At 65.7% G+C, this 19,573-nt stretch carries 19 protein-coding genes and 1 pseudogene; 6 read left to right on the top strand and 14 right to left on the bottom strand.

The genetic code is table 11. The features are described from left to right. Nucleotides 1-98 precede the first annotated feature (98 nt). The 4 genes from ACYOEI_RS19045 to ACYOEI_RS19060 all read right to left on the bottom strand — a co-directional run bounded on the left by ACYOEI_RS19045 (nucleotide 99) and on the right by ACYOEI_RS19060 (nucleotide 2,118). A complete protein-coding gene (locus ACYOEI_RS19045; RefSeq protein WP_462851129.1) occupies nucleotides 99-353 on the bottom strand; it encodes a hypothetical protein in 255 nt (84 codons plus the stop codon). Nucleotides 354-570: 217 nt separating this feature from the next. Beyond that, nucleotides 571-1,023, bottom strand: a complete 453-nt coding sequence (locus ACYOEI_RS19050; protein ID WP_462851130.1) for a hypothetical protein — start codon at nucleotides 1,021-1,023, stop codon at nucleotides 571-573. 433 nt (nucleotides 1,024-1,456) lie between these two features. Then, entirely contained in the window at nucleotides 1,457-1,825 is a 369-nt protein-coding gene (locus tag ACYOEI_RS19055; protein ID WP_462851131.1) for a Uma2 family endonuclease, read from the bottom strand. After that, complete coding sequence (locus tag ACYOEI_RS19060; RefSeq protein WP_462851132.1) at nucleotides 1,822-2,118, bottom strand: hypothetical protein; 297 nt, start codon at nucleotides 2,116-2,118, stop codon at nucleotides 1,822-1,824. The genes ACYOEI_RS19055 and ACYOEI_RS19060 overlap by 4 nt, the downstream gene beginning before the upstream one ends. A gap of 345 nt (nucleotides 2,119-2,463) precedes the next feature. Between ACYOEI_RS19060 and ACYOEI_RS19065 the strand changes: the two genes are divergently transcribed. Then, the gene (locus ACYOEI_RS19065) at nucleotides 2,464-3,363 is read left to right on the top strand and encodes a polyphosphate kinase 2 family protein (RefSeq protein ID WP_462851133.1); all 900 of its coding nucleotides are present in this window, start codon (nucleotides 2,464-2,466) and stop codon (nucleotides 3,361-3,363) included. Nucleotides 3,364-3,700: 337 nt separating this feature from the next. On the opposite strand, the gene ACYOEI_RS19070 is transcribed toward ACYOEI_RS19065, so the two are convergent. The 4 genes from ACYOEI_RS19070 to ACYOEI_RS19085 form a co-directional block, all read right to left on the bottom strand. Then, nucleotides 3,701-4,672, bottom strand: a complete 972-nt coding sequence (locus tag ACYOEI_RS19070; protein ID WP_462851135.1) for an MBL fold metallo-hydrolase — start codon at nucleotides 4,670-4,672, stop codon at nucleotides 3,701-3,703. 70 nt (nucleotides 4,673-4,742) lie between these two features. Beyond that, nucleotides 4,743-5,504, bottom strand: a complete 762-nt coding sequence (locus ACYOEI_RS19075) for an SDR family NAD(P)-dependent oxidoreductase (RefSeq protein WP_462851136.1) — start codon at nucleotides 5,502-5,504, stop codon at nucleotides 4,743-4,745. 386 nt (nucleotides 5,505-5,890) lie between these two features. Next, nucleotides 5,891-6,181: an ArsR/SmtB family transcription factor gene (locus ACYOEI_RS19080; protein WP_462851137.1), complete on the bottom strand. Its 291-nt coding sequence runs from the start codon at nucleotides 6,179-6,181 to the stop codon at nucleotides 5,891-5,893. Nucleotides 6,182-6,278: 97 nt separating this feature from the next. Beyond that, nucleotides 6,279-6,902 carry a TetR/AcrR family transcriptional regulator gene (locus ACYOEI_RS19085; protein WP_462851138.1) on the bottom strand — a complete coding sequence of 208 codons (624 nt, stop codon included), beginning with the start codon at nucleotides 6,900-6,902 and terminating at the stop codon, nucleotides 6,279-6,281. Between the two features lie 46 nt (nucleotides 6,903-6,948). Between ACYOEI_RS19085 and ACYOEI_RS19090 the strand changes: the two genes are divergently transcribed. Then, complete coding sequence (locus ACYOEI_RS19090) at nucleotides 6,949-8,409, top strand: nitrilase-related carbon-nitrogen hydrolase (RefSeq protein ID WP_462851139.1); 1,461 nt, start codon at nucleotides 6,949-6,951, stop codon at nucleotides 8,407-8,409. Nucleotides 8,410-8,418: 9 nt separating this feature from the next. Here ACYOEI_RS19090 and ACYOEI_RS19095 read toward each other — a convergent pair whose 3' ends face one another. The 4 genes and pseudogenes from ACYOEI_RS19095 to ACYOEI_RS19110 all read right to left on the bottom strand — a co-directional run bounded on the left by ACYOEI_RS19095 (nucleotide 8,419) and on the right by ACYOEI_RS19110 (nucleotide 12,142). Then, nucleotides 8,419-9,543, bottom strand: coding sequence for a PDDEXK nuclease domain-containing protein (locus ACYOEI_RS19095; RefSeq protein WP_462851140.1), 1,125 nt, complete (start codon nucleotides 9,541-9,543; stop codon nucleotides 8,419-8,421). Between the two features lie 92 nt (nucleotides 9,544-9,635). Then, the gene (gene istB / locus ACYOEI_RS19100; protein ID WP_462851141.1) at nucleotides 9,636-10,415 is read right to left on the bottom strand and encodes an IS21-like element helper ATPase IstB; all 780 of its coding nucleotides are present in this window, start codon (nucleotides 10,413-10,415) and stop codon (nucleotides 9,636-9,638) included. 16 nt (nucleotides 10,416-10,431) lie between these two features. Beyond that, a pseudogene (istA, locus tag ACYOEI_RS19105) lies at nucleotides 10,432-11,850 on the bottom strand (IS21 family transposase); the annotation flags it as partial. Nucleotides 11,851-11,953: 103 nt separating this feature from the next. Continuing rightward, nucleotides 11,954-12,142: a hypothetical protein gene (locus ACYOEI_RS19110; RefSeq protein ID WP_462851142.1), complete on the bottom strand. Its 189-nt coding sequence runs from the start codon at nucleotides 12,140-12,142 to the stop codon at nucleotides 11,954-11,956. Nucleotides 12,143-12,576: 434 nt separating this feature from the next. Here ACYOEI_RS19110 and ACYOEI_RS19115 point away from each other — a divergent pair, with 434 nt between their 5' ends. After that, nucleotides 12,577-14,118, top strand: coding sequence for an ascorbate-dependent monooxygenase (locus ACYOEI_RS19115; RefSeq protein WP_462851144.1), 1,542 nt, complete (start codon nucleotides 12,577-12,579; stop codon nucleotides 14,116-14,118). 622 nt (nucleotides 14,119-14,740) lie between these two features. On the opposite strand, the gene ACYOEI_RS19120 is transcribed toward ACYOEI_RS19115, so the two are convergent. Then, nucleotides 14,741-15,754 (bottom strand): DUF362 domain-containing protein, encoded by a 1,014-nt coding sequence (locus ACYOEI_RS19120; RefSeq protein ID WP_462851145.1) that lies wholly within the window; start codon nucleotides 15,752-15,754, stop codon nucleotides 14,741-14,743. 5 nt (nucleotides 15,755-15,759) lie between these two features. Next, nucleotides 15,760-16,578, bottom strand: coding sequence for a hypothetical protein (locus ACYOEI_RS19125; RefSeq protein ID WP_462851146.1), 819 nt, complete (start codon nucleotides 16,576-16,578; stop codon nucleotides 15,760-15,762). A gap of 603 nt (nucleotides 16,579-17,181) precedes the next feature. On the opposite strand from ACYOEI_RS19125, the gene ACYOEI_RS19130 reads away from it, so the two are divergent. From ACYOEI_RS19130 to ACYOEI_RS19140, 3 genes are all read left to right on the top strand, one after another. Next, nucleotides 17,182-17,493, top strand: coding sequence for a hypothetical protein (locus tag ACYOEI_RS19130; protein WP_462851147.1), 312 nt, complete (start codon nucleotides 17,182-17,184; stop codon nucleotides 17,491-17,493). A gap of 119 nt (nucleotides 17,494-17,612) precedes the next feature. Further along, nucleotides 17,613-18,332, top strand: a complete 720-nt coding sequence (locus ACYOEI_RS19135) for a cysteine peptidase family C39 domain-containing protein (RefSeq protein ID WP_462851148.1) — start codon at nucleotides 17,613-17,615, stop codon at nucleotides 18,330-18,332. After that, nucleotides 18,329-19,570 carry a hypothetical protein gene (locus ACYOEI_RS19140; RefSeq protein WP_462851149.1) on the top strand — a complete coding sequence of 414 codons (1,242 nt, stop codon included), beginning with the start codon at nucleotides 18,329-18,331 and terminating at the stop codon, nucleotides 19,568-19,570. Before ACYOEI_RS19135 ends, ACYOEI_RS19140 begins: the two co-directional genes overlap by 4 nt. Nucleotides 19,571-19,573: the final 3 nt, after the last annotated feature.

Here is a 19,573-nt window from a genome sequence, read left to right on the forward strand (position 1 = left end):
CAAAACACCAGGCTTCAACGCAACACCAACGATTCAATGCCCAGAATGTGGGCGTCTGCACACCGCGTGCCCCTTGTAACAAGTGGCGTCGCGGTGAGCTACATTCGCGGGGCGCAAATCGACCACGCGTGCTCGATGTCGGCCGCCGCCGCCGAGACAGACATGCTCGCGGCGTGCAGAGCCGTCGCCAGCTTGCGTCGATCACGTCCTGCGTCGGCTTCCCCGTCCGATTCGAGCTTCGCGGCCAGCGCCCGCAGGAACCCCAAGAGGGCGTCATATCGCAGATCGCCGACCTCGCCAGCGAGTTGGGCCAACGTCCCTGGGTAACGCTCCACGTCTTCGCGATGAACCATCGGCACTCCAATTGACGTATGACGACAAAACCCAGTGGGCCTGGATGCCCGAGGTACATGCAATCTCATCGGAACTGACGGACCGCCTACATCCACCGCAGAAGGGGTATGCCCTTCTGACCGTGACGACCGAGATCTGACGTGCCTTGACACCAAGGACCGACACGCGGCCACTCGAGTCCACTGCGGCCCGATTATTGGCGAGTGGTCTTGGTTGCTACAGGCCGAGCAATTCCACAAACCCCGCGAAATCAGGTGCCATGACCTTCCAATAATTCGGCTCATCGCCATCGGGCCACTCCAGGGCGATGACGACGGGATCGGCGGGACCAGCCCGAAAATCCAGGAGGATCGGCGCATCGGCACCGAGTCCGAAGTCGGCGATCGGGACGGCCGCCTCCGGGACAAGCTCGTGACGAGCACCGAACTCGGTATAGAAGCGATCCCCGGCGGCCACACACTTCGCGACCGTCTCGAAGGGGTGAGGATACAAGCAGATCCTGCGGAACCGTCGCCTTCGATCCTCGGGGACGACCAAGGAGAGGTCTTTGATGGCGTCTCGCGGCCATCTCGACTCGTACAGCATCACCGGAAGCAGGTCGGGGATGACAAGGCCATCAACTGGCATCGGCTCACGCGTCGAACGACCAAGTGCCTCGGCTTCGCTCATCGGGAGCCCTTGACATCGATATCGGACGATATGGCTGAGGGCCGCTCCGCTTGAATTGCGAGCCAAGCATCGGCCCGATTGCCATAATACAGGGACGGGCATTGGTCCGAAACGAAGATCTCGACCGACGCCCCAAGACGCCTTAACCCCTCGGCCAGTTCCACGGCCTCCGTCCGACTGACGTCCATCGCCAGCAGGACAATCTCACCTCCATCGATCGCCGCTTTGACTTCTGCGGGAGGCCGCCCCAGGAGCGGGCGGACCATCACCATCACGGCTAGGCGGTTCGGACCGGAGTCCGTCAGCCGAACACCGTAGGACGCACTCATCGAAATCTCCGAGACTCGCCCCTCGATGACGACCCCGGTAGCCACCCGAGCCGGACGACTCCCCATTCCTCGACTCGAGACCTCGACGCTCCGGAGTCGGGCCATCAGTGCGCCGGGGACGGTCCGAGGCGGGCGAAGAGTGTCCGGATCGGGATCGCCAGGCCGGGGAGGACCGCGCCTCCGTCGGGCACCTGGTTCTCGTGCCGGAGGATGGACCGGTCGGGAGCCTGGAAGGTTCGGACGGACCGCAACGCAGGATCGACGTACCAGACGAGCCTGACTCCGCCCTCGAAATAATCGAGAAGCTTGCGCTCCATTTCCTTGGAAGTGTTGCTCGGACTCAGGACCTCGACCGCAAGGTCGGGAGCAAGTTTCAGCACGGGTCCGGCCGGGACCTGACGGTCGGGGAGACGTTCCCAGGCGATGAAGGAAACGTCCGGGATCCGCACAAGGCCGGGGGCCAATCGTGTCATTCCGTCGGCGCCCAGGACCATGCCAGGTCGGCCCTTGCGGCGAACCCGGCAAGAAGGCTTGCGATCAAGACCGCCAGGTACGATTCCTGAATGCCCACGCTCTTTTCCACGAGGACGCCGTCGACCAACTCGAACAGTCTCCGCTCGCGCTCGCGGATATCGATCGCGTCCTGCTCGTTCGCCGTGCCGGGGGCCGGATCCTGGCGAATGCGGCGGATCGGGATCGCGCCGAAATGAACCAAGAGGTCGGCGACGGTCCAATCGGATGCGGGAGGGGTGGTCGTGGTGGGCATCCAGCGATTCCTGCGGAGGAGGGAGATCCTGGTCCTTCACCTTCGATTCTTGTCCGCTTGCCATTCGGAGTTCAAGCGACGGCTCACCACCGGAGGGAATCCGGGATCGTGGGCCGGCTCGCAACCTCTCGGGCCGTTGTGTGATTCGCACGTTGCGGCGCCTGGCGACCCTCCCGCCAAGCCAACCGTCGCGGCGATGAGGAGCGGGAGCCGCCCAGATGTCATTTCCAGGAATGAATGGTTGGGGAGTTATAGCATAGCCTTCAAATTCAAGGTAATCTTCCGAGTCCGACGCCGCGACGCGATGCCCTTGGGATCGCTTGGCACTATCCGTGGAGGCTGCCCATGCTTCGTAAGGACATCCTCGACCTCTTCCGCGTGCCGCCCGGCGCGACCGTTCGGCTGAAGGATTACAACCCCGGGTGGACCCAGACGGACGAATTGGAGGAGCTCGGGAAGGAGGCCATCAAGGAGCGGGCCCGGCAGATCCTCGACCAGAACCTCGAAGACCTGGCCCGAGCCCAGGACTTGCTGTATGCCGACGGCCGGTTCTCCCTGCTGATCGTCCTCCAGGCGATGGACGCGGCCGGCAAGGACGGGACGATCAAGCACGTGATGTCCGGGGTCAACCCCCAGGGCTGCCAGGTCTTCAGCTTCAAGAAGCCGTCGACCGAGGAGCTGGACCACAACTTCCTTTGGCGCTACATGCGATGCATACCCGAGCGGGGGAGGATCGGGATCTTCAACAGGTCCTACTACGAAGATGTCCTCGTCGTGAAGGTCCACCCCGAGTTGTTGGCGACCCAGCGCCTGCCCGTCGACCGATTCAAGAAGAAGTTCTGGCGCCAACGTTATCAGGACATCAATGCCTTCGAACGGCACCTGACCCGGAACGGGACGGTGATCCTCAAGTTCTTCCTGAACGTGTCGAAGAAGGAGCAGAAGAAGCGATTCCTGGACCGGCTCAACCGGCCGGAGAAGCAGTGGAAGTTCTCGGACGCCGACCTGGCGGAGCGGAGCCACTGGGGCCATTACATGAAGGCCTACGGCGACTGCCTGTCGGCCACCAGCACCGAATGGGCCCCCTGGTACGTCGTGCCGGCCGACAACAAGTGGGTCACCCGGGCCGTCGTCGCGGACATCGTGACGACCACGCTCCACTCGCTGGACCTCAGATATCCCGAGGTGAGCGATGAGCAGCGGGAGAAGCTGGCCGAAGCGAAGCGTCAACTCACGGCCGAGTAATCCGACGTCCGACACAGCCTGATCTGGCCGACGCCCCTGACGTCGAGGAAATACGACCTGATGGCCGGGGCGTCGCAAGCTCCAACCCGGCCAACTATCCCGAGGACACTCGCGTCGAGGGAGTCCGACTCGGAGGAGGATTCTCCTGGTGAGTGTGGCACTCTTGCCCTGCGGATTTCGCCAACCATCCCCCCGGTAAGTGGGGCAATCTTGCCCCACGGATTTCGCCTCGGCTCCCGCAACAAGAACGGGGCAAGAGTGCCCCACCTACCGGGGGGAAGCTTCATACCGCGTCAACGCCGGAAAGCGGCACCCCACATCAAGGCTTGACGGGGCATTAGCCTTGCCGCCTGCGATGCTTCACCAGGCCGTCGTAGGCGACGCGGGTGAACAAGCCGCCGGTGAAGAGGCCCTTGCCCCAGGAGGGGTCGAGGTCCTTGGTCGGCTTCGCGGCCACCGCCTCGTCGACGGACTTGCCGGAGTCGAGCAGGGGGGAGAGGCGGTCGAGGAGGGTGACGAGCATCTTGCGGAAGGCGACGAGGTCGTCGCGAGTCCCCACAGGGCCGTGGCCGGGGATGAGCTTGGTCTTCGGGCCGGCGACCTTCAGGATGATGTCGGCGGCGGCGATCATCCCGCCGATCCAGCCGTCGCTCGAGGCGTCGATGTTCGGATAGAAGCCGTTGTTGAAGAGGTCGCCCGTGTGGATCACGTCCCGGGCGGTGTAGTGGACGAAGAGGTCGCCGTCGGTGTGCGCGGGGGGGACGGCGACGAGGTGGACGGTCTCATCCCCGGCGCGGAACTCGAACTCATCCGCGGTCAGCGACGGGAGGGCCACCGGCGGGGAGGGGGGCGAGGTCACCTTGAAGATCGCCGTGTACTGCTCGGTCGAGAGGCGCCTCCGGGTCGCGGCGGTGGCGACGATCACCGCGCCGGCCTGGCCGAAGACCTCGTTCCCCCCGGCGTGGTCGAAGTGCCAGTGGGTATTGACCAGGATCGAGACCGGCTTGCCGCCGATCTCCTTGACCTTGTCGTGGATGTCCTTGGCGCGCATGGGCACGCCCGAATCGACGACGAAGAGCCCATCAGGGCCTCGGAGCACGGCGACGTTGCCGCCGGGCCCCTGGACGACGTCGAGGCCGTCGGCGACCCCGACGACCTCGATCGGGATCGACTTCATCATCGGCCCTATCTTGGCGATCATCGCGGCGGGGTCGGAGTCGTTCGCGGGTTCCTCGGCCCTCCCGAAGCCCGAGAGCCAGAGGGCTCCCGCCGCGCCGAGGCCGGTCGTCAGCAATTCTCGCCTGTGCATCGGTGGATTCTCCAAGGGTTTCGTACCGGGCCCGGCCGCCGGCTCCGCGAGCCGGCGGGGCGGACCGGAGTCAGGCCACGAGGCCGCCGTCGACGTTGATCGTCGCCCCGGTGATGAACGAGGCCTGCGGCGTGGCGAGGAACGCGACGAGCGCCGCGACCTCGTCGGCCGTGCCGTACCGGCCCAGGGGGATGACTCCTCGGAGGAAGTCGGCGGCCGGGTTCTTCGAGGCGTCGGAGGGGTTCATGTCGGTGTCGATCGGGCCCGGTTGGACGTCGTTCACCGTGATCTTCCTCGGAGCGAGCTCCCGCGCCCAGGCCCTCGTCAGGCCGGCGACCGCGAACTTCGTCGCCGCGTACACACTCCCGCCGGGGAACGGCACGCGCTCGCCGACCATGCTCCCGACGTTGATCACGCGGCCCCCGTCCGGCAAACGATTGAGCGCGGCCTTGGTGACGAGGAACATCGACTTCACATTGACGTCGAACGAGCGGTCGAAGTCGGCCTCGCTGAACTCGGCGAGGGGCCCCCGCAAGTAGATTCCTGCGTTGTTCACCAGGACATCGACCCGGCCGCCGTGGTTCCGGTCGACCTCGCCGAAGATCGCCTCGACCTGGGCGGCGTCGCTGACGTCCCCCTTGAGCGCGTGGGCCTTCCCCCCGGCCTCGCCGATCGCCGCGACCACGGCCCGGGCCGACTCCTCGCTCTTCGCGTAATTGACGAGGACCTCCGCCCCCGCCTTCGCGAGGTGGACCGAGATCGCCGCCCCGATCCCCCGCGAAGCCCCCGTCACCAACGCGACCTTGCCCGCAAGGGCCTTTTCCCACGACATCGTCGGATCTCCCCGTTTTCCAAGGCCATGCCCGCCCACCTCGGCGGCGCCACGCGCAACCGCCGATCATCCTCGACATGCCACGCCCCCCGATCGCGCACACTGATCCCGGCCGCTGGCTAGAATCTGCCACGGATGGAAGACGGGAATCGTTTAGCCACGGATATAACACGAATGAAACACGGACAAGACGAAGAAATAGTATGATTAACAAGCAATACAAAACAAACAATCAAGCAACAATTTTTTAGTTTTTATCAAATTTCCAATCTGTGTCCATCTGCGCCATCTGTTGATAAATCCTCCGATCCCTTGATTTATCCGTGTTCCATCCGTGGCAAAAAATCCTTTGCCCTATCCGTGGCTGCCCCTAGCTCGAAGTTCGGTCATTGTTCGCCTGACAGCCCCAGCCTCCGGCCGAGCTCAACCCGGAACGCCTCGAGCGTTTCTCGCCTCGCGCTCAGGAAGGCGCTTTGCGCCTCCCTGCGCGACTCGACCAGGCCGGCCTCCGTCAGTTCCTTCAGATGGTGCGACACCGTCGCCTGCGAGACGGTGAGCTCCTGCACGAGCGCCTTGCACGGCATCTCCCCAGCCTCGCCCGCGATCCTCTCGAGGATCGCGAACCGCTGCGGGTCCGCCAAAGCCCTCGCCACCTTCCGGAATTGGGTCTCAGTCATGTTCGTCACGGCAATCCTTGTTTCGACGCCCATCAATATAGACAACCATCGAAGAAAGTCAAGATCCGGAGGTGCCCCTAACAAAGCTCGGAGGTCATCAGCGAGATGTCTCGGTAACCAACCCTGATATGATGTCGAGGGCGCGGACACGCAGTTCTTCGATGCTGAGGGGTTCGCGCATGAACGGCTTGATCCGTCCTTCGGCGGTGAGGACGGCGAAGCCGAAGACCATGGACCACACCGCAACCGTCGAGGCTTTCACGGTCGCCACGTCCGCGCCCGAGAGCCTCTCGGCGACCGCCGCTTCGAAGCGAAGATAGGCCACGCGAGCGGGTTCCTGCAAGACGTCCGGCGGGCCGCCCGGACGGACGAGGAGGTCGCTCCGGAACATGAGGCGGAATAACTGTGGTCGCCGTTCGGCGAAGCGGAGCACGGCCTCGGCCGCCGCACGCAAGGCTCCTGGCCGATCACCGGTTGATGCCGCGGATACGATGTCGACGATCAACAACTCGAACGCTTCCGCGGCCACGGCCGCCAGGAGCGCGTCGCGGTTCTCAAAATGCCGGTAAGGCGCGCTCTTGGCAACGCTCGAGGCTTCGGCCAGGCCGCTGAGCGATAACGCCTCCCAACCCTGGCGTTCCACGGCTTCCAGGGCCGCCGAGATCAGCGTCCGCTTGAGGTCGCCGTGATGGTAATTCGGACGCGGGCTTGACGGAGGCACGGGAGACTCCTTTAATGTGAGAGCCGTTCACATTGTGGAGCGATTCATGTTCAAATTCAAGTCGTTTCCCGCGAGGCTGGTGGCTTGCCTCGTCAGCGCAGGGCTCCTGGCCCTGTCAGGTTCGCTGCACCCGCTCTGGTGGGCGGCGTGGCCGGCGTCGGTCCCTGTCTTAGTCACAGCCTTCCGCTCGAGGGCCCGCGGCGCCTTCGGCCTGGCGTTCCTGACCGCCCTGATCGGCGGCCTGCCGATGTCGCTCTACCTGTCGAACGTCGCCCCGCCCCCGATCGCAGGAGGGGTGTCCGTTGTCCTGGCGCTGATCTATGCGACGGGCATCCTCTTCGCCTCGCAGGCACGGCACCGGATCCACCCTGCGATTGCCGTGTTCGTCTTCCCGGTATGGGCGGCGGGTTTCGACACGCTGCTTGCGAACACCTCGCCCCATGGCACCGCGTTCAGCTTTGCTTATAGCCAGATAGATTTCGTCACGGCGCTCCAGGTCGCCGCGTTGGGCGGCACACCAGCGATCGTGTTCCTGGTCGACCTCTTCACCTCGAGCCTGGCGTTCCTCCTCGACGAATGGGGGCGGCCTCGTCGGGGACTCTCAGCCGCCGGCCCGGGCTTCGCCGTCGTGGCGGCGGGGCTCCTCTTCGGTTGGGTCCGGCTCGCCGGAGCACCAACATCGCCCGAAGTCATTGTCGCCCTCGCGGCTCTCGACCAGGGACGCGACTTCCCCGACGACTGGCGAGGAGTGCTGGACTCCTACCGGCCTCGCCTGGCGGACGCCATCGCCCGAGGCGCAAAGCTCGTCGTCCTCCCTGAAGAGATCGCCCGCATTGCCCCCAACGAGTTAACTCCCCTCGAAAATAACCTCGGCGCCTGGGCCAAAGCCTCGAAAGCCACTCTCGTCATCGGCCTTCGCGTCGGGAAGGACGGCCGGGCGTCGAACCGCCTATTGATGTTCACGCCCGACGGCCGGAGCCTGGCCTACGACAAGCGCTACCTCATCCCGGGCCTGGAGTCGGGACAGGTCGTCCCCGGCGAGGGGCCCGTGCTGTCGACGCGAGTCGAGGACCTTCGTCTGGGCGGGGCCATCTGCAAGGACTTCGACTTCGCCGAGACGAGCCGGGCCCTGGCCGCCGGAGGTGCGAGGATCGTCGCCGCCCCCGCCTGGGACTTCGGCGAGGACGCCTGGCTCCACGGCCGAATGGCCGTCCTGCGCGGCGTCGAAGGAGGCTTCACCCTCGTCCGCTCCGCCCGACGCGGCGACATGACCGTCAGCGATCGCTACGGCCGAGTCCTCGCCCAAGCCCCGAGCGGGCCCGAGGCGCCGGCCCTCCTCGCCCAGGCCCCGATCCCGGACCTCCAACCGCCCCCCTACGCCCGGATCGGCGACCTTTTCGGCTGGTCCTGCATCGCGATCTCCCTGGCCTTGCTCCTGAAAGCGGCGATGAGCAGCCCCTTGCGATGCGCCTGCCCTCAACGCGTCGGTCTGGTTGAAGCGAGGTAGGGACGGTGGTCAGGATCTTTTCCGGCCCTTTTGTGACATCTTGCCGGACGATTTCGCCGTAGACTGCGTCGAAGTCTCGCGACGAGCCTGCGACTCGGCCAGTTCGTAGAACTCGTGCAGCTTGGCCTGGAGCAGCGTCTTGTCGGGTAGCTGGGTGTGATATTGGGCCACCAGTGCAGGCGACATGGACCGGCTCAAGGCGTACTCGACAACCTCGTGATTCTTCGTGGCGCAGAGGAGTACGCCGATGGAAGGCTGTTCGTGGGGCTTCTTCACGTCCCGGTCGAGGGCCTCCAGGTAGAACTGGAGTTTCCCCAGATGCTCGGGCTCGAACTCGACAGCCTTCAATTCAAACGCCACCAGTGCGTTGAGCGCGCGGTTGAAGAACAGTAAATCAAGGACGAAATCGCGCCCACCCACCTGCACCGGATATTGGCTTCCGATGAAGCAGAAGTCTCGGCCCAGTTCGACCAGGAATTGCTTGAGTTTTTCAATGAGCGCCCGATGCAAGTCGGGCTCGGTATGCAGGGGAGGAAGGTCGAGGAACTCGACCAAATACGTGTCCTTAAAGACCTCCTTGGCCTCGGGATGGTGTTCCCGCAATGGCAAAGAAAGGTTGGTTGGTGACAAGACGACGCGTTCGAATAAGGCCCCGGCGAGTTGGCGTTCCAGTTCCCGCTTGCCCCACCTCTCACGCACCGCAACGCGCAGGTAGAACTCGCGTTCCTCCTCACGCTTGCTGCGGCTCATGATGAGCAGGTTGTGGGTCCAGGGCAATTCTCGCACCAGCGGTGCGAGCTTTGGAGCGTCGCGGTAGGTTTCGAAGAACTGCCGCATCCGCCACAGATTGCTGGCGGAAAACCCAGACCTCCCCGGATGGCGACGTTGGATGAGGTCGGCGAGGGCCCCAACGGTCCCCTGGCCCCAGCCCGCGGCAGTGATCTTCTGGCTGATGTACTCGCCAAGCTGCCAGTAGAGATCGATCAACGTCGAGTTGGCGGCGACAACCGCCCGGGACCGTGCAGCCTCGATGAAGGCCAATACCTCATCGAATTCTGCTCGCGACGGCGTTCCTGTACCTCCGCGATTAATCGCAGCAGCCTTCCGGGGTGCCTTCCTGGGCATCTTGCTCATATCGAATCCTCAGATTGACCTGACAGGTGTCTGGCGTCAATTGTTTTTCCCGGCTGGCGTCAATTATTTTTCCCGGACGCATAAACCGGTCGTTATTGGGCCGCGACGGGTGTTTGGCGGGCCTTCTTGGCCTGCTCCGCGCGGTAACTCGGAACGTTCAGCTCCAGGATCACGCAATGATGCACCAGACGGTCGATCGCCGCGGCCGTCATCATCGCGTCCTTGAAGATCGACTCCCAACCCGAGAACGCCAGGTTGCTCGAGAGCATCACGCTCCCTCGCTCGTAACGCTCGGCCAGCAGGCTGAAGAGGACCTCGATCTCATCTCGGCCCTGCTGCACGTAGCCCAAGTCGTCCAGGATTAACACGTCGTAGCGTGAGAGGCTCTTGAAGTAACGGCTCAGCTTCAGGTCACGCTTCGCCGCCAAGAGGTCCTGCACCATCAGCCCGCAGTTCCGGAAATAGACCCTCCTTCCTGAACGAATCAATTCTTGTCCGATCGCCGATATGACGTGCGTCTTCCCGCTCCCGGGGTTGCCGAACGCCAGGACGTTCTCGCAACGGTCGGCGAACGAGCCGTCCAGCAGCGCCCTCACTTGTTGGACCACCTTCGGCGGCAGCCGCTTCAGGTCCAATGACTCCAGGCCCTTGCCCGGCGGCAGCCGCGACTCCCTCAGGAGACGCTCGATCCGATGGCCTCGCCGGGCCTCGCGCTCCCGCTCCGTCAGCTCGAGCAGGTAGCGCTCATAGCTGTGCGATTCCTGCTGCGCCTGTCGCGCCAACTCCTCGAAACTGCCTCGCATCGTCGGCAGGTGGAGTTCCTTGAGGTGGGCGATCAGTCGTGCCTTCAGGTCCGTGGTACTGGGATCCATGCTCCTCCCTTGGCTCCAAGAGCCGATCGTACATCGTTAAATCAACATCAATAATTGTGACGTCAGTCACCGCGGGGAGCCGCCGGCCCTCGCCGGCGAGATCGGACACCGCATCTCCGTCGAATGGCCGCCCTCGATCGAGCAAGGATCGCAACGCCTCGTCCACGAGTCCCTCCCCCTCCTTCGCCGCCAGATGGAGGATCGTCAGGTACTCCTTGACCGCGCCGCCCGGCCGCCAGCCCTTCAAGGCGTCGTAGGCCATCCGGAATCGGCTGGTGGGGAACATCGCATCGCGGTAGCGGTACTCCTCGAACGCCCCGGGCTTGCGTACCAGCCAATCGATGACGTGGCGGTACTCGATGCGGTGCTTGCCGCGTCCCCGCAGTCGAGGGATGCGGTCCACCAGGCGGGCCCCGTGCCAGATCTCCAAGGACTCCAGGCCGATGTGGACGTCGACCTGCTCGCCGATCAGGCGGCTCGGCAGCGAGTAGGCGTTGCCGCCGACGTGGATCGTGCTGCCCGAATCGACCCGCGCCTTGACCCGTCGGCTCATCTCCAGGCGCCTCGTCGGCAACGGGCGGAGGGCGGCCTGCTCCTCGGCGAATCGCCCCTTGCGGTTGGCGTTGCGACCGGACATGAGCTTGCGGAGGAACGCCTGATAGTCGCCACGGCCGGCGAAGTCGCGGCCCCCTCGCAGCAGGAGGGCCTGGTCGACGGCCTGCTTGAAGCGATGGTGACTCTGCTCGACGTCGCCGTTCTGGTTGGCTTTCCGTGGCTGGATCGCCTGGGCCTCGAGCCCGTAATGGGCGATGAGGGCCTGGTATTTCCGCGTGAAGGTCTCGGCGTCCGAATCATTGTTGATCGCCGCGGACAAGCGATCGGTGCGATGCCGCTTGGGGACCCCTCCCAGTTCCCATAAGGCGTTCTGTAGCCCTTCGCTGAGGCTCTCGAAGCTCTCCGAGAAGCAGATCGTGCCGGTCTCCCAGTTGGAGTAGGTGAGCACGAAGTGATAGATCAGATGGTCGAATGGTTCACCCGCGATGGTGACGCCGAGTCCCCCCATGTGGGTGAAATCGCTCTCGGCGAGGCGTGCCGGTTCGTGGACTTGTCCGAAGAACACCTCCTTCGGGGGCCCTTCGAGGACCCGCCATCGTTTGATCCGCCGTTGCAAGGTCCGGAGTTGGACGTCGGGGAAACGCCCCGGGAAACGACGCTGCAGGTCGAGGAAAAGGGTCTTGGCCTGGAGTCCGGGATTGAGCCGAAGCCGATCCTCGAGCTCGGGCCAGACCTCCTGAAACGGATCCTCCCGAGTCCGCCAGGAGTGAGGGACGCGGCGTTGGCTGGGGAGCAAGTCCGAGTCGCGATACTTGCGTGCGGTCTTCTCGTCGATGTCGGCCCTGTCGGCGGCGTTGGCCAGAGTCGATTCGGTCGGGATCAACTTCCGCAGCCTCCTGAATTGTCGATCGGTGACCATCCCGGTGTTCCAGCTCGAAGAAGCCGAAATGGGACAGCCTACCAGGGGTCAGGAGCCGGGAATTCTAATTGACGTTGACCGGGAAAAATAATTGTCGTCGATCAGACAGGGCCGCCAACAGGTCGTTGGCGCTCGAGGCGCCGAAGTCCGGCTCAGACGAAAACGACCGGCGGACTTCACGCGACTCGGTCGCCTCCGACTTGACGACGATCAGGCCGGTGGCCAGGACGACGTCGTTTGGTGGTCTCCCCACGCACCAGCATCGCAGCAGAGCCGACCGAATGCCCAATGCCCTTTGACCCTCCGTGCCGCGACCTTGCTATCCCCCTCCTTAAGCTGGGAGCCTGCATTATCATCGCCACATTCACATGCAAAAATATTTAATATCTCAATCTTTAAATTATTAATAGCTAAAAAAACGTTTGCCCACCAACTATAGCGCAACAACGGAGCAAACAAGCGGGAAAAGCATTGGCCAGCGAGAAGGCGTGTTCGACAAGAAGATCGACCCGATCCACGTTATATACGCCTGTTCCCGTTTCAAGAAAAGAGGGTGGCGCAGCGTCGCTGCTTGAAATCGGATCCGGTTTTCGGGAAACCTTCGGCGAGTTGAGGGGTTATCTCCAGGGTAGCGCGATCCGATCCTCTTCGGGCCGCGGAGATCGAGTCTCGTCGAGGGATCCGCCCATGGGGCGTCTAGCGGGAATCGTGGTGGTCGCGGGGTTGGTGGGGTCGGGGGCCGGGGCTGCGGGGGCGGGCGAGCCGACGTATACCAAGGATATCGCGCCGATCCTCTGGAAGAACTGCGCGGGGTGCCACCGGCCGGGGGAGGTGGGGCCGTTCTCGCTGCTGTCGTACAAGGACGCGGCGAAGCGGGCGGACTTCCTCGCGGAGGTCACCAACTCGCGGAAGATGCCGCCGTGGAAGCCGGCGCCGGGCTTCGGGTCGTTCCACGACGAGAGGCGGTTGACCGACGCCGAAGTCGCCCGGATCGCCGCCTGGGCGGAGGCCGGGGCCCCCGAGGGGGACGCCAAGGACCTGCCCCCCGCGCCGACGTTCCCCGAGGGGTGGCAGTTGGGGCCCCCCGACCTGGTGCTCAAGATGGGCGAGCCGTTCCCGGTCCCGGCGAGCGGGCCGGACATCTACCGATGCTTCGTAATCCCGATCCCGATCGACGCGAACAAGACGGTCGCCGCCGTCGAGTTCCGGCCGGGGGGCCGGAGGGTGGTCCACCACGCCTTGCTCTTCCTCGATAGTACGGGCGCCGGGAGGAAGAGGGACGAGGCCGATCCCGGCCCGGGCTACACGAGCTTCGCGGGCCCCGGCATCCTCCCGACCGGAGGGCTCGGCGGCTGGGCACCCGGGGCGATGCCGAGGTTCCTGCCCGACGGCATCGGCAAGTCCCTCCGCAAGGGGAGCGACCTGGTCCTCCAGGTCCACTACCACCCCGACGGCAAGGCCGAGTCCGACCAGTCCGTCGTCGGGATCTACTTCACGAAGACGCCGGCGAAGAAGATCGTCGGCGGGATCGCCGTCCGGACCCGAGACCTCGACATCTCCCCCGGCGACCGCGACTATCGCGTCCGGGCGCAGAGCCCACCCCTCCCCGCCGACGTCGACGTCATCGGGGTCGCGCCCCACATGCACTACATCGGCAAGCAAATGAAGGTGGTGGCCGAGACGCCCGACGGCGGCACCGTCCCCTTGATCTGGATCAAGGACTGGGACTTCAACTGGCAAGGCCAATACCAGTTCCGCGAGCCCGTCCGGCTCGCGAAGGGGACGGTGATCAAGCTCGAGGCCTCCTACGACAACTCCGAGGACAATCCGAGCAACCCGAGCCGTCCCCCGAAGCCGGTCCACTGGGGCGAGCAGACGACCGACGAGATGTGCCTGCTGGGGGTCCAGGTCGTCACCGATACCCCGGCCGACCTCCTCAAGATCCTCGCCTTGCGCGGGAACCGCCTCGGCGCCGCCCTCCTCGGCGGGGCCGCCAAACGGCTCGGGCTCCCTATCCTCCGCGGGGGTCGCCCCAACCCGGCCGCCGAAGGGATCCCGATCCCCGAGCGGTTCAAGGAGCAGCTCGGCCGCTTCGACAAGGACGGCGACGGCAAGCTCTCCCGCGAGGAGCTCGACGCGATGCCCGAGCGCCTCCGCGACCGGATCCGCCAGGCCGTCCGCCAACGGGCCGACGCCGACGCCGACGCCGACAACCCGGGGACTCCCTGAACCACCCAGCCCCCGGTCGTCAGGCTCCGGCCTTTCCTCAACACAGACGGGCGACGCCCACCCGATACGACCGGACCTTGCAGGGTGGGCATCCCCCACATTGACACGATCACCTTGGTACGATTTGATATCATGGGCACCACCAAACCCGCAGAGACCCATTTTCGACACACACCACCGATTCACATCGGCGAGCGGTGCCCACCCTACAGAAACGTTCCGCCGATCCGTCTCCGCAGGATGAGGCCCCGATGTTGGTAGGCAAGCCGTACCGTCTCGTCCTCGTGGTCATGATCGCGGCCCTGAGTCTCGGGGCACTGGGGGTCGCGATGTTTCGGGCACGACGCGCGAGGTCGGCGCTCACCTCGACGGACGAGATCCACAAGGCTTATGGGAAATCGGACCGGGGCCCCGAGCTCCCGGTCCCAGGAGAGGGAGAGTCATCGGCGGGCGGCTTCTTTTGCGACAGGTGCGCGTATCACCATGGGAGCCATTGGGGGATTGCGCCGGCATTCAACCTGAGGCGAGAGGGTGGTTATTTACGCGGGCTCTGCCCGTCCTGCTTGACCGATTCCGGATGGGCCCCGGGCGGGTGAGGGGAGGCCCGATCGGCCGGGGCGGCTCAGGCCCGCAAGGGATGTTGGGACGGGATGTAGTCGAGCAGCGGGAACGGCGTCCGGACGGCCTCGATGCGCTCGCCCCGTTGCCGGATCCGTGACGGGTCGATCGGCCCGAGCGTCCCCGAGGCGAGGCGGAGGTGCTCCACGGCCGCCGGGACCAACCCCATGACCTCCGCGCACGTCGCGTCGACGGCGGGGAGGTTCCTCCCCAGCACAAGCACCCCCGACGGCACCGGCGAGCCCATGATGGGCCCGTCCCCTCCCATCCCCACGATCCCGTCGACGATCGCCAGATGGGCGTGGACGGTGGCATTGATGTCGAGGATCGACTCGACGAGCCCCCGTTCGTGGAGCACGTTCTTGGGCCAGCCGTAGTGCGAGCCGGGCATCAGCCCGAACAGATTCTTCATGCTCAGCGTCACCCCGGTCCAATGATGCGTCTTCATCTTCGGCATCGAGACCAGGAGGTCGGCGTCGAGGACCGGCCTCGGGAGGACCAGCTCCGCCATGCGGGTCCGGCGGCCGCGATTCGCCACCGTCGCGGTCGGGGCGAAATTCAGGTCGAGGAACGGCGTCCGGCCTTCGGCGAGGACGGGCAGCAGCCCCGACTCCTCGATGACATAGTAAGGGTCCCTGACGTGCCCGGCCCCTTCCGCGACCGTCACCGAGGCGGCCCCGAGCGACCGGAAGGCCTCGACCGCGGCCTGGATCAACAGCGGATGCGTGTTAACATGTTCCGCATCCCGGCGGGGCTCGACCAGGTTCGGCTTCAGGACGACGCGCTTCCCGGCGACGAAGGCGGGGGTGATCGCGAGTTCCCGGAGCGCGTCCTTCAGCTTCCCGTTCAAGCCGTCGCGGTAGTCCCGGGCACGTACGATCATCACGGGTTCCGCGTCCCGGACGACGAGCTCGTTCCACGCCAGGGCCCCGGCCGCCGTCGCGCCGGCCAGGCCGGCCCCGCCCAGGAATCGGCGGCGGGAAAACATGCCGGGAAACGACCATCGTCGAGAGCCCATGCCGCTTATCCCCCCCGGGAGAACAGAGAGACGAGGCCCGCCTTGAGCCTCGAGGCGATGACCAACTGCGCGAGATAGCGCACGGGATAGGCGCCGAATTGCGATTGTCGCGCGAGCGACTCCACGATCCGGTCGTCCGCGTCGGGCGGGCGGGCCTCCCAGGCCGCGAGGCCGAGCACCGCCCAGGCCAGGGCCGCGGGGGCGTGCAGGCCTCGGGTCGTGTCGGACAAGTAGGCCAGGCTCGCATCCACCTGGCCTCGGCCGACGTGCGGGCGGAGGGCGACCAGCGCGTAGCCCGTATCCTCCGGCAGGGGCCGGAGGGTGTTCCGGAAGACCCGGGTATTGCCGTAATTCCAACCGCCGCCCGGGAGTTGCCTGTCCAAGAGCATCTCGACCGCCTCGGCCACCCGGCCGTCACGACCGAGGCCCTCGACGCCCATCACCGTGACGGCCAACGCGGTGGGCTGGACCCACGAATGCGTCCCGCCGACCCAGGCCCAACCGCGCAAGGACGTGTTGTGCGCGAACGGGCTGCCGGGATCGAGGGGCCAGTGGAGGCCGGAAACGCCCGCCAGGAACCGGGTCGCCTTCCGGCGTTGGGGCGAGAACTCGCCGGCATTCCGCCAGGCGAGGGCCGCCCAACCCGTCGGCCAGTAGGCTTGCGGCACCCCGGGCCCCATGGACACGGCACCGTCGGGGCCCTGCCAACCGGCCAGGGCCCTCCGAAGCGGCAAGAGCCTCGGGTCGTCCCCATCGCCCGCCTCCAGGGCCAGCGCGGAGAGGGCGACGGCCTCCGGGTCCCGGCCGTTCTCCCCGGGGCGCATCCATTCCTGAATCCTTTCACAAATCGATTCGACGGCCCGGACCAGGAGGCTTGGACCTTGCATCCCATCCCACCCCTTCGACATCAATCCCGAACTTTTCGAGGATTCGCGCACAACAAAACACGCCTGACCTGGCCGATCCCAGATATCGAGGCCATTCATGTGCCCGCGGCCCCCGCGATCCCGCGAGACATGACCGAGGGCGTGCGCGGCCTATTTGGCATGAGCTATCGTACACTCATCCTCTATTCCTATCACGGCGATCGGACACCCACAAGCGGCCCGGCGGCGAAAATCGCCGGAAATTCCGCGATCGTCCGGCGCCTCGCGGGCCGCACCGAGCCTCCCCGACGTCTACAAACGGTTCAGCCAAATCAATTTTCGTCACGCCCCAAGACCTACTAAATTCAGAATGAACTCGGCGTTCTCGAATCTCCGGATTTTTCTCTTGACCTCGATTAATTTGGCCGACACACTCAGCGTGCTTCTTTATCACATCCGTCGATCCGACGCACAAGCACCCGGGACGGTGCTTCCCAAGCCACCGGGCGAGATCGTCACGCCCGGGGACCTGTCTGGACCCTGTATGAGGAGGAGTCTCAGATGAAGCGATGGTTCGAAACGGCGCTCGTCGTCGCCGCGCTCGTAGCGGGCGGCTGGCAGATCGGCGGGGCCGCCGAGGGCCCCAAGTACCGGCCGGTCGACCCCGCGGAGGCGAGTCGGGTCCGCGGCGCGGCGTGCTATACGACCGCGGGGACACAATTCTACTGCTTCTTCACCTGTTGCTATTACCTCGGCCCGACGATCGGCACTTCGCCGGGCCCGTCGGACCTGGCAAACACGACGTGTGGCGCGGCCGCGACGTGTGTGCTGGCGACGTGGAATATCGGGACGTGCGTCGGCGGCGGCTCCTGACCGGAGCGGTCGCATCGCCGGGTCTCGCGGGTCGCAACGGGGGGCGAGGGCCTCGGGCCCTCCCCCGTTGCGGCCGAGGCGGTTCAATTCCTGGCCCGAGGACCTCCGGGAGGTGCCGAGTGAAGTGGACGCTGCGGGCGGCATGGGGATGGATGGCGATCGCATCGACCGCCCTCGGGCAGGAGGCCCCATCCGAGACGCCGAGACTCCAGTCCGGCGACAAGTATACCTGGAGCAACCCCAAGGGGGTCCAGACGCCCCCCTCCCTGCGATTCGAACGGCGATGGCAGGCCAAGGGGCACTGCGGCCTGAACGCGCTACAGGCGATGCTGTTGATGTTCGACATCAAGGCCCCACGCGAGTCGCTCGATGAGGCCGGCGCCCCCGGCGATTCGGGCGCATCGCTGGAGGACCTGCGGCAACTCGCCGGCCGTTTCGGGCTCGAGACGACGGTCATCCGCGCGACCCCCGACCAGCTCTCGAGCCTGCCGACGCCGTTTATCATGCACCAATCGCTCTCCGAGAAGGGCAAGTCCGATCGCGACCATTACATCCTCGTGGCGGGCCGGGACGGCGCGGGGCGCCTCGCGGTCATCGACGGCACGACGGGATCGACCTATAACGCCGAGCCCTCGACCCTGGAGCCCCTCTGGTCGGGCTACGCCCTGATCCCCCCGTCCGCCACCCCCTTCCGGGTCGCGATCGCGGCGTCGAAGGGATTGACGGGCCTCATGCTCTTCGGGGTCGTCGCGTGCCAGATCTACGCGTTCTCGAGGCGCCCGACAGCCTCCCGCGTCGAGGCGGCCCGGGGCCCGGCGATCCTGGGGGCCAATCCGTGACCAAGCACCGGATGGCGGGGCTCCTCGGCTTCTCCTCGCTGATGGTCGGCGCCTTCGCCGCCCCCTTCCTCGCGAGGGAAATCCACAGCACCCGGGCCCCCGCCGGAGACTCGGCGGCGGCCATGCGACTCGCGTCCGAGATCGGCCGCCCCACACCACTCGCCTTCGGGCCGCACGGCGACTTCGCCGCCCAGGTCGACGACGCCCAGCTCGACCATGTCCTCCGCATGAACCTGCCGAGGTTCCAGGCCGTCGGCATCCCCCTGGTCCTCCACATGCTCCGGCTCTGGGGTCCCGATTCCGACTTTCGAAACCTCAAAGACATTGGACATGAACACGACCAGATGTTTAGCAGCGACCAGATGATCGGCATGCTGCGCGACATCCGCGTCTACCACGAGCTCGGCGGGCGAGAGCTCGACGACCTGCTCCTCGAGTCCGAGTACGGCATCCGGGTCGTCACCAACCAGGACCGCATCCTGGAGAGCCGCGCGGCCTCGACCCACCCCGACAAGTACCTCCAGGTCATGGGCGAGTGCGGGATGCCGCTGTCGACGACCGTCGCCACCCGGTCCGGGCGGGCCGGCACGCTCCGCGACGTCCTGCACGACTCACTCCTCCGATTCTCGAGCGGCCAGGAGCTCGAGTTCACGGCCAGCGCCTACGCGCGCTACCTGCCGCCACGGTCGACCTGGGTCAACCGGTTCGGCCAGGATTGTTCGCTCGATCAGGTCGCCGAGGCGCTCGTGGCCCAGCCGTTCGGCCGAGGGGCCTGCGAAGGGATGCACGTCCCCTTCGGGTTGGTAAACCTGCGGAGGGCCGACCTGGTCGTCCCCTTCCTCCAGGAGTCGACGCGCCACCGGATCTCCCAGCGCCTCCGCGAGTATGCCGACCAGCTCAACCGGACCCAACTCCCCTGCGGGGGCTGGGACCGCAACTGGTCGGGCGATCCGCAACCGTCGGGCGTGCAATACACGTTGCCGATCGACCGGATGGCGGCAACCGGGCACCACCTGGAATGGATCGCGCTCGCGCCGAAGGACGAACGCCCGGCCGACGCGGTCGTCGCCCGGGCGATCCGCTACTTCGGCGAGCACACCGGCTCGCTCGACGGCAGCCCGGATCTCGGCTTCCACGCCCGCTTCCCCCTGACCCACGCCGGCCGGGCGCTGGCCTTGCTCCGCGGCGTCGAGCCCCACGCGTACCTCCACCCCTCGAGCCCGACGAAGACGAGGTAAACT

It is taken from the genome of Singulisphaera rosea (assembly GCF_054877945.1).

Coding starts and splice junctions, on each gene's coding strand:
- ACYOEI_RS19045 (WP_462851129.1), bottom strand. CDS start 353: ATGGTTCATCGCGAAGACGTGGAGCGTTACCCAGGGACGTTGGCCCAA.
- ACYOEI_RS19050 (WP_462851130.1), bottom strand. CDS start 1,023: ATGAGCGAAGCCGAGGCACTTGGTCGTTCGACGCGTGAGCCGATGCCA.
- ACYOEI_RS19055 (WP_462851131.1), bottom strand. CDS start 1,825: ATGACACGATTGGCCCCCGGCCTTGTGCGGATCCCGGACGTTTCCTTC.
- ACYOEI_RS19060 (WP_462851132.1), bottom strand. CDS start 2,118: ATGCCCACCACGACCACCCCTCCCGCATCCGATTGGACCGTCGCCGAC.
- ACYOEI_RS19065 (WP_462851133.1), top strand. CDS start 2,464: ATGCTTCGTAAGGACATCCTCGACCTCTTCCGCGTGCCGCCCGGCGCG.
- ACYOEI_RS19070 (WP_462851135.1), bottom strand. CDS start 4,672: ATGCACAGGCGAGAATTGCTGACGACCGGCCTCGGCGCGGCGGGAGCC.
- ACYOEI_RS19075 (WP_462851136.1), bottom strand. CDS start 5,504: ATGTCGTGGGAAAAGGCCCTTGCGGGCAAGGTCGCGTTGGTGACGGGG.
- ACYOEI_RS19080 (WP_462851137.1), bottom strand. CDS start 6,181: ATGACTGAGACCCAATTCCGGAAGGTGGCGAGGGCTTTGGCGGACCCG.
- ACYOEI_RS19090 (WP_462851139.1), top strand. CDS start 6,949: ATGTTCAAATTCAAGTCGTTTCCCGCGAGGCTGGTGGCTTGCCTCGTC.
- ACYOEI_RS19095 (WP_462851140.1), bottom strand. CDS start 9,543: ATGAGCAAGATGCCCAGGAAGGCACCCCGGAAGGCTGCTGCGATTAAT.
- istB (WP_462851141.1), bottom strand. CDS start 10,415: ATGGATCCCAGTACCACGGACCTGAAGGCACGACTGATCGCCCACCTC.
- ACYOEI_RS19115 (WP_462851144.1), top strand. CDS start 12,577: ATGGGGCGTCTAGCGGGAATCGTGGTGGTCGCGGGGTTGGTGGGGTCG.
- ACYOEI_RS19120 (WP_462851145.1), bottom strand. CDS start 15,754: ATGGGCTCTCGACGATGGTCGTTTCCCGGCATGTTTTCCCGCCGCCGA.
- ACYOEI_RS19125 (WP_462851146.1), bottom strand. CDS start 16,578: ATGCGCCCCGGGGAGAACGGCCGGGACCCGGAGGCCGTCGCCCTCTCC.
- ACYOEI_RS19130 (WP_462851147.1), top strand. CDS start 17,182: ATGAAGCGATGGTTCGAAACGGCGCTCGTCGTCGCCGCGCTCGTAGCG.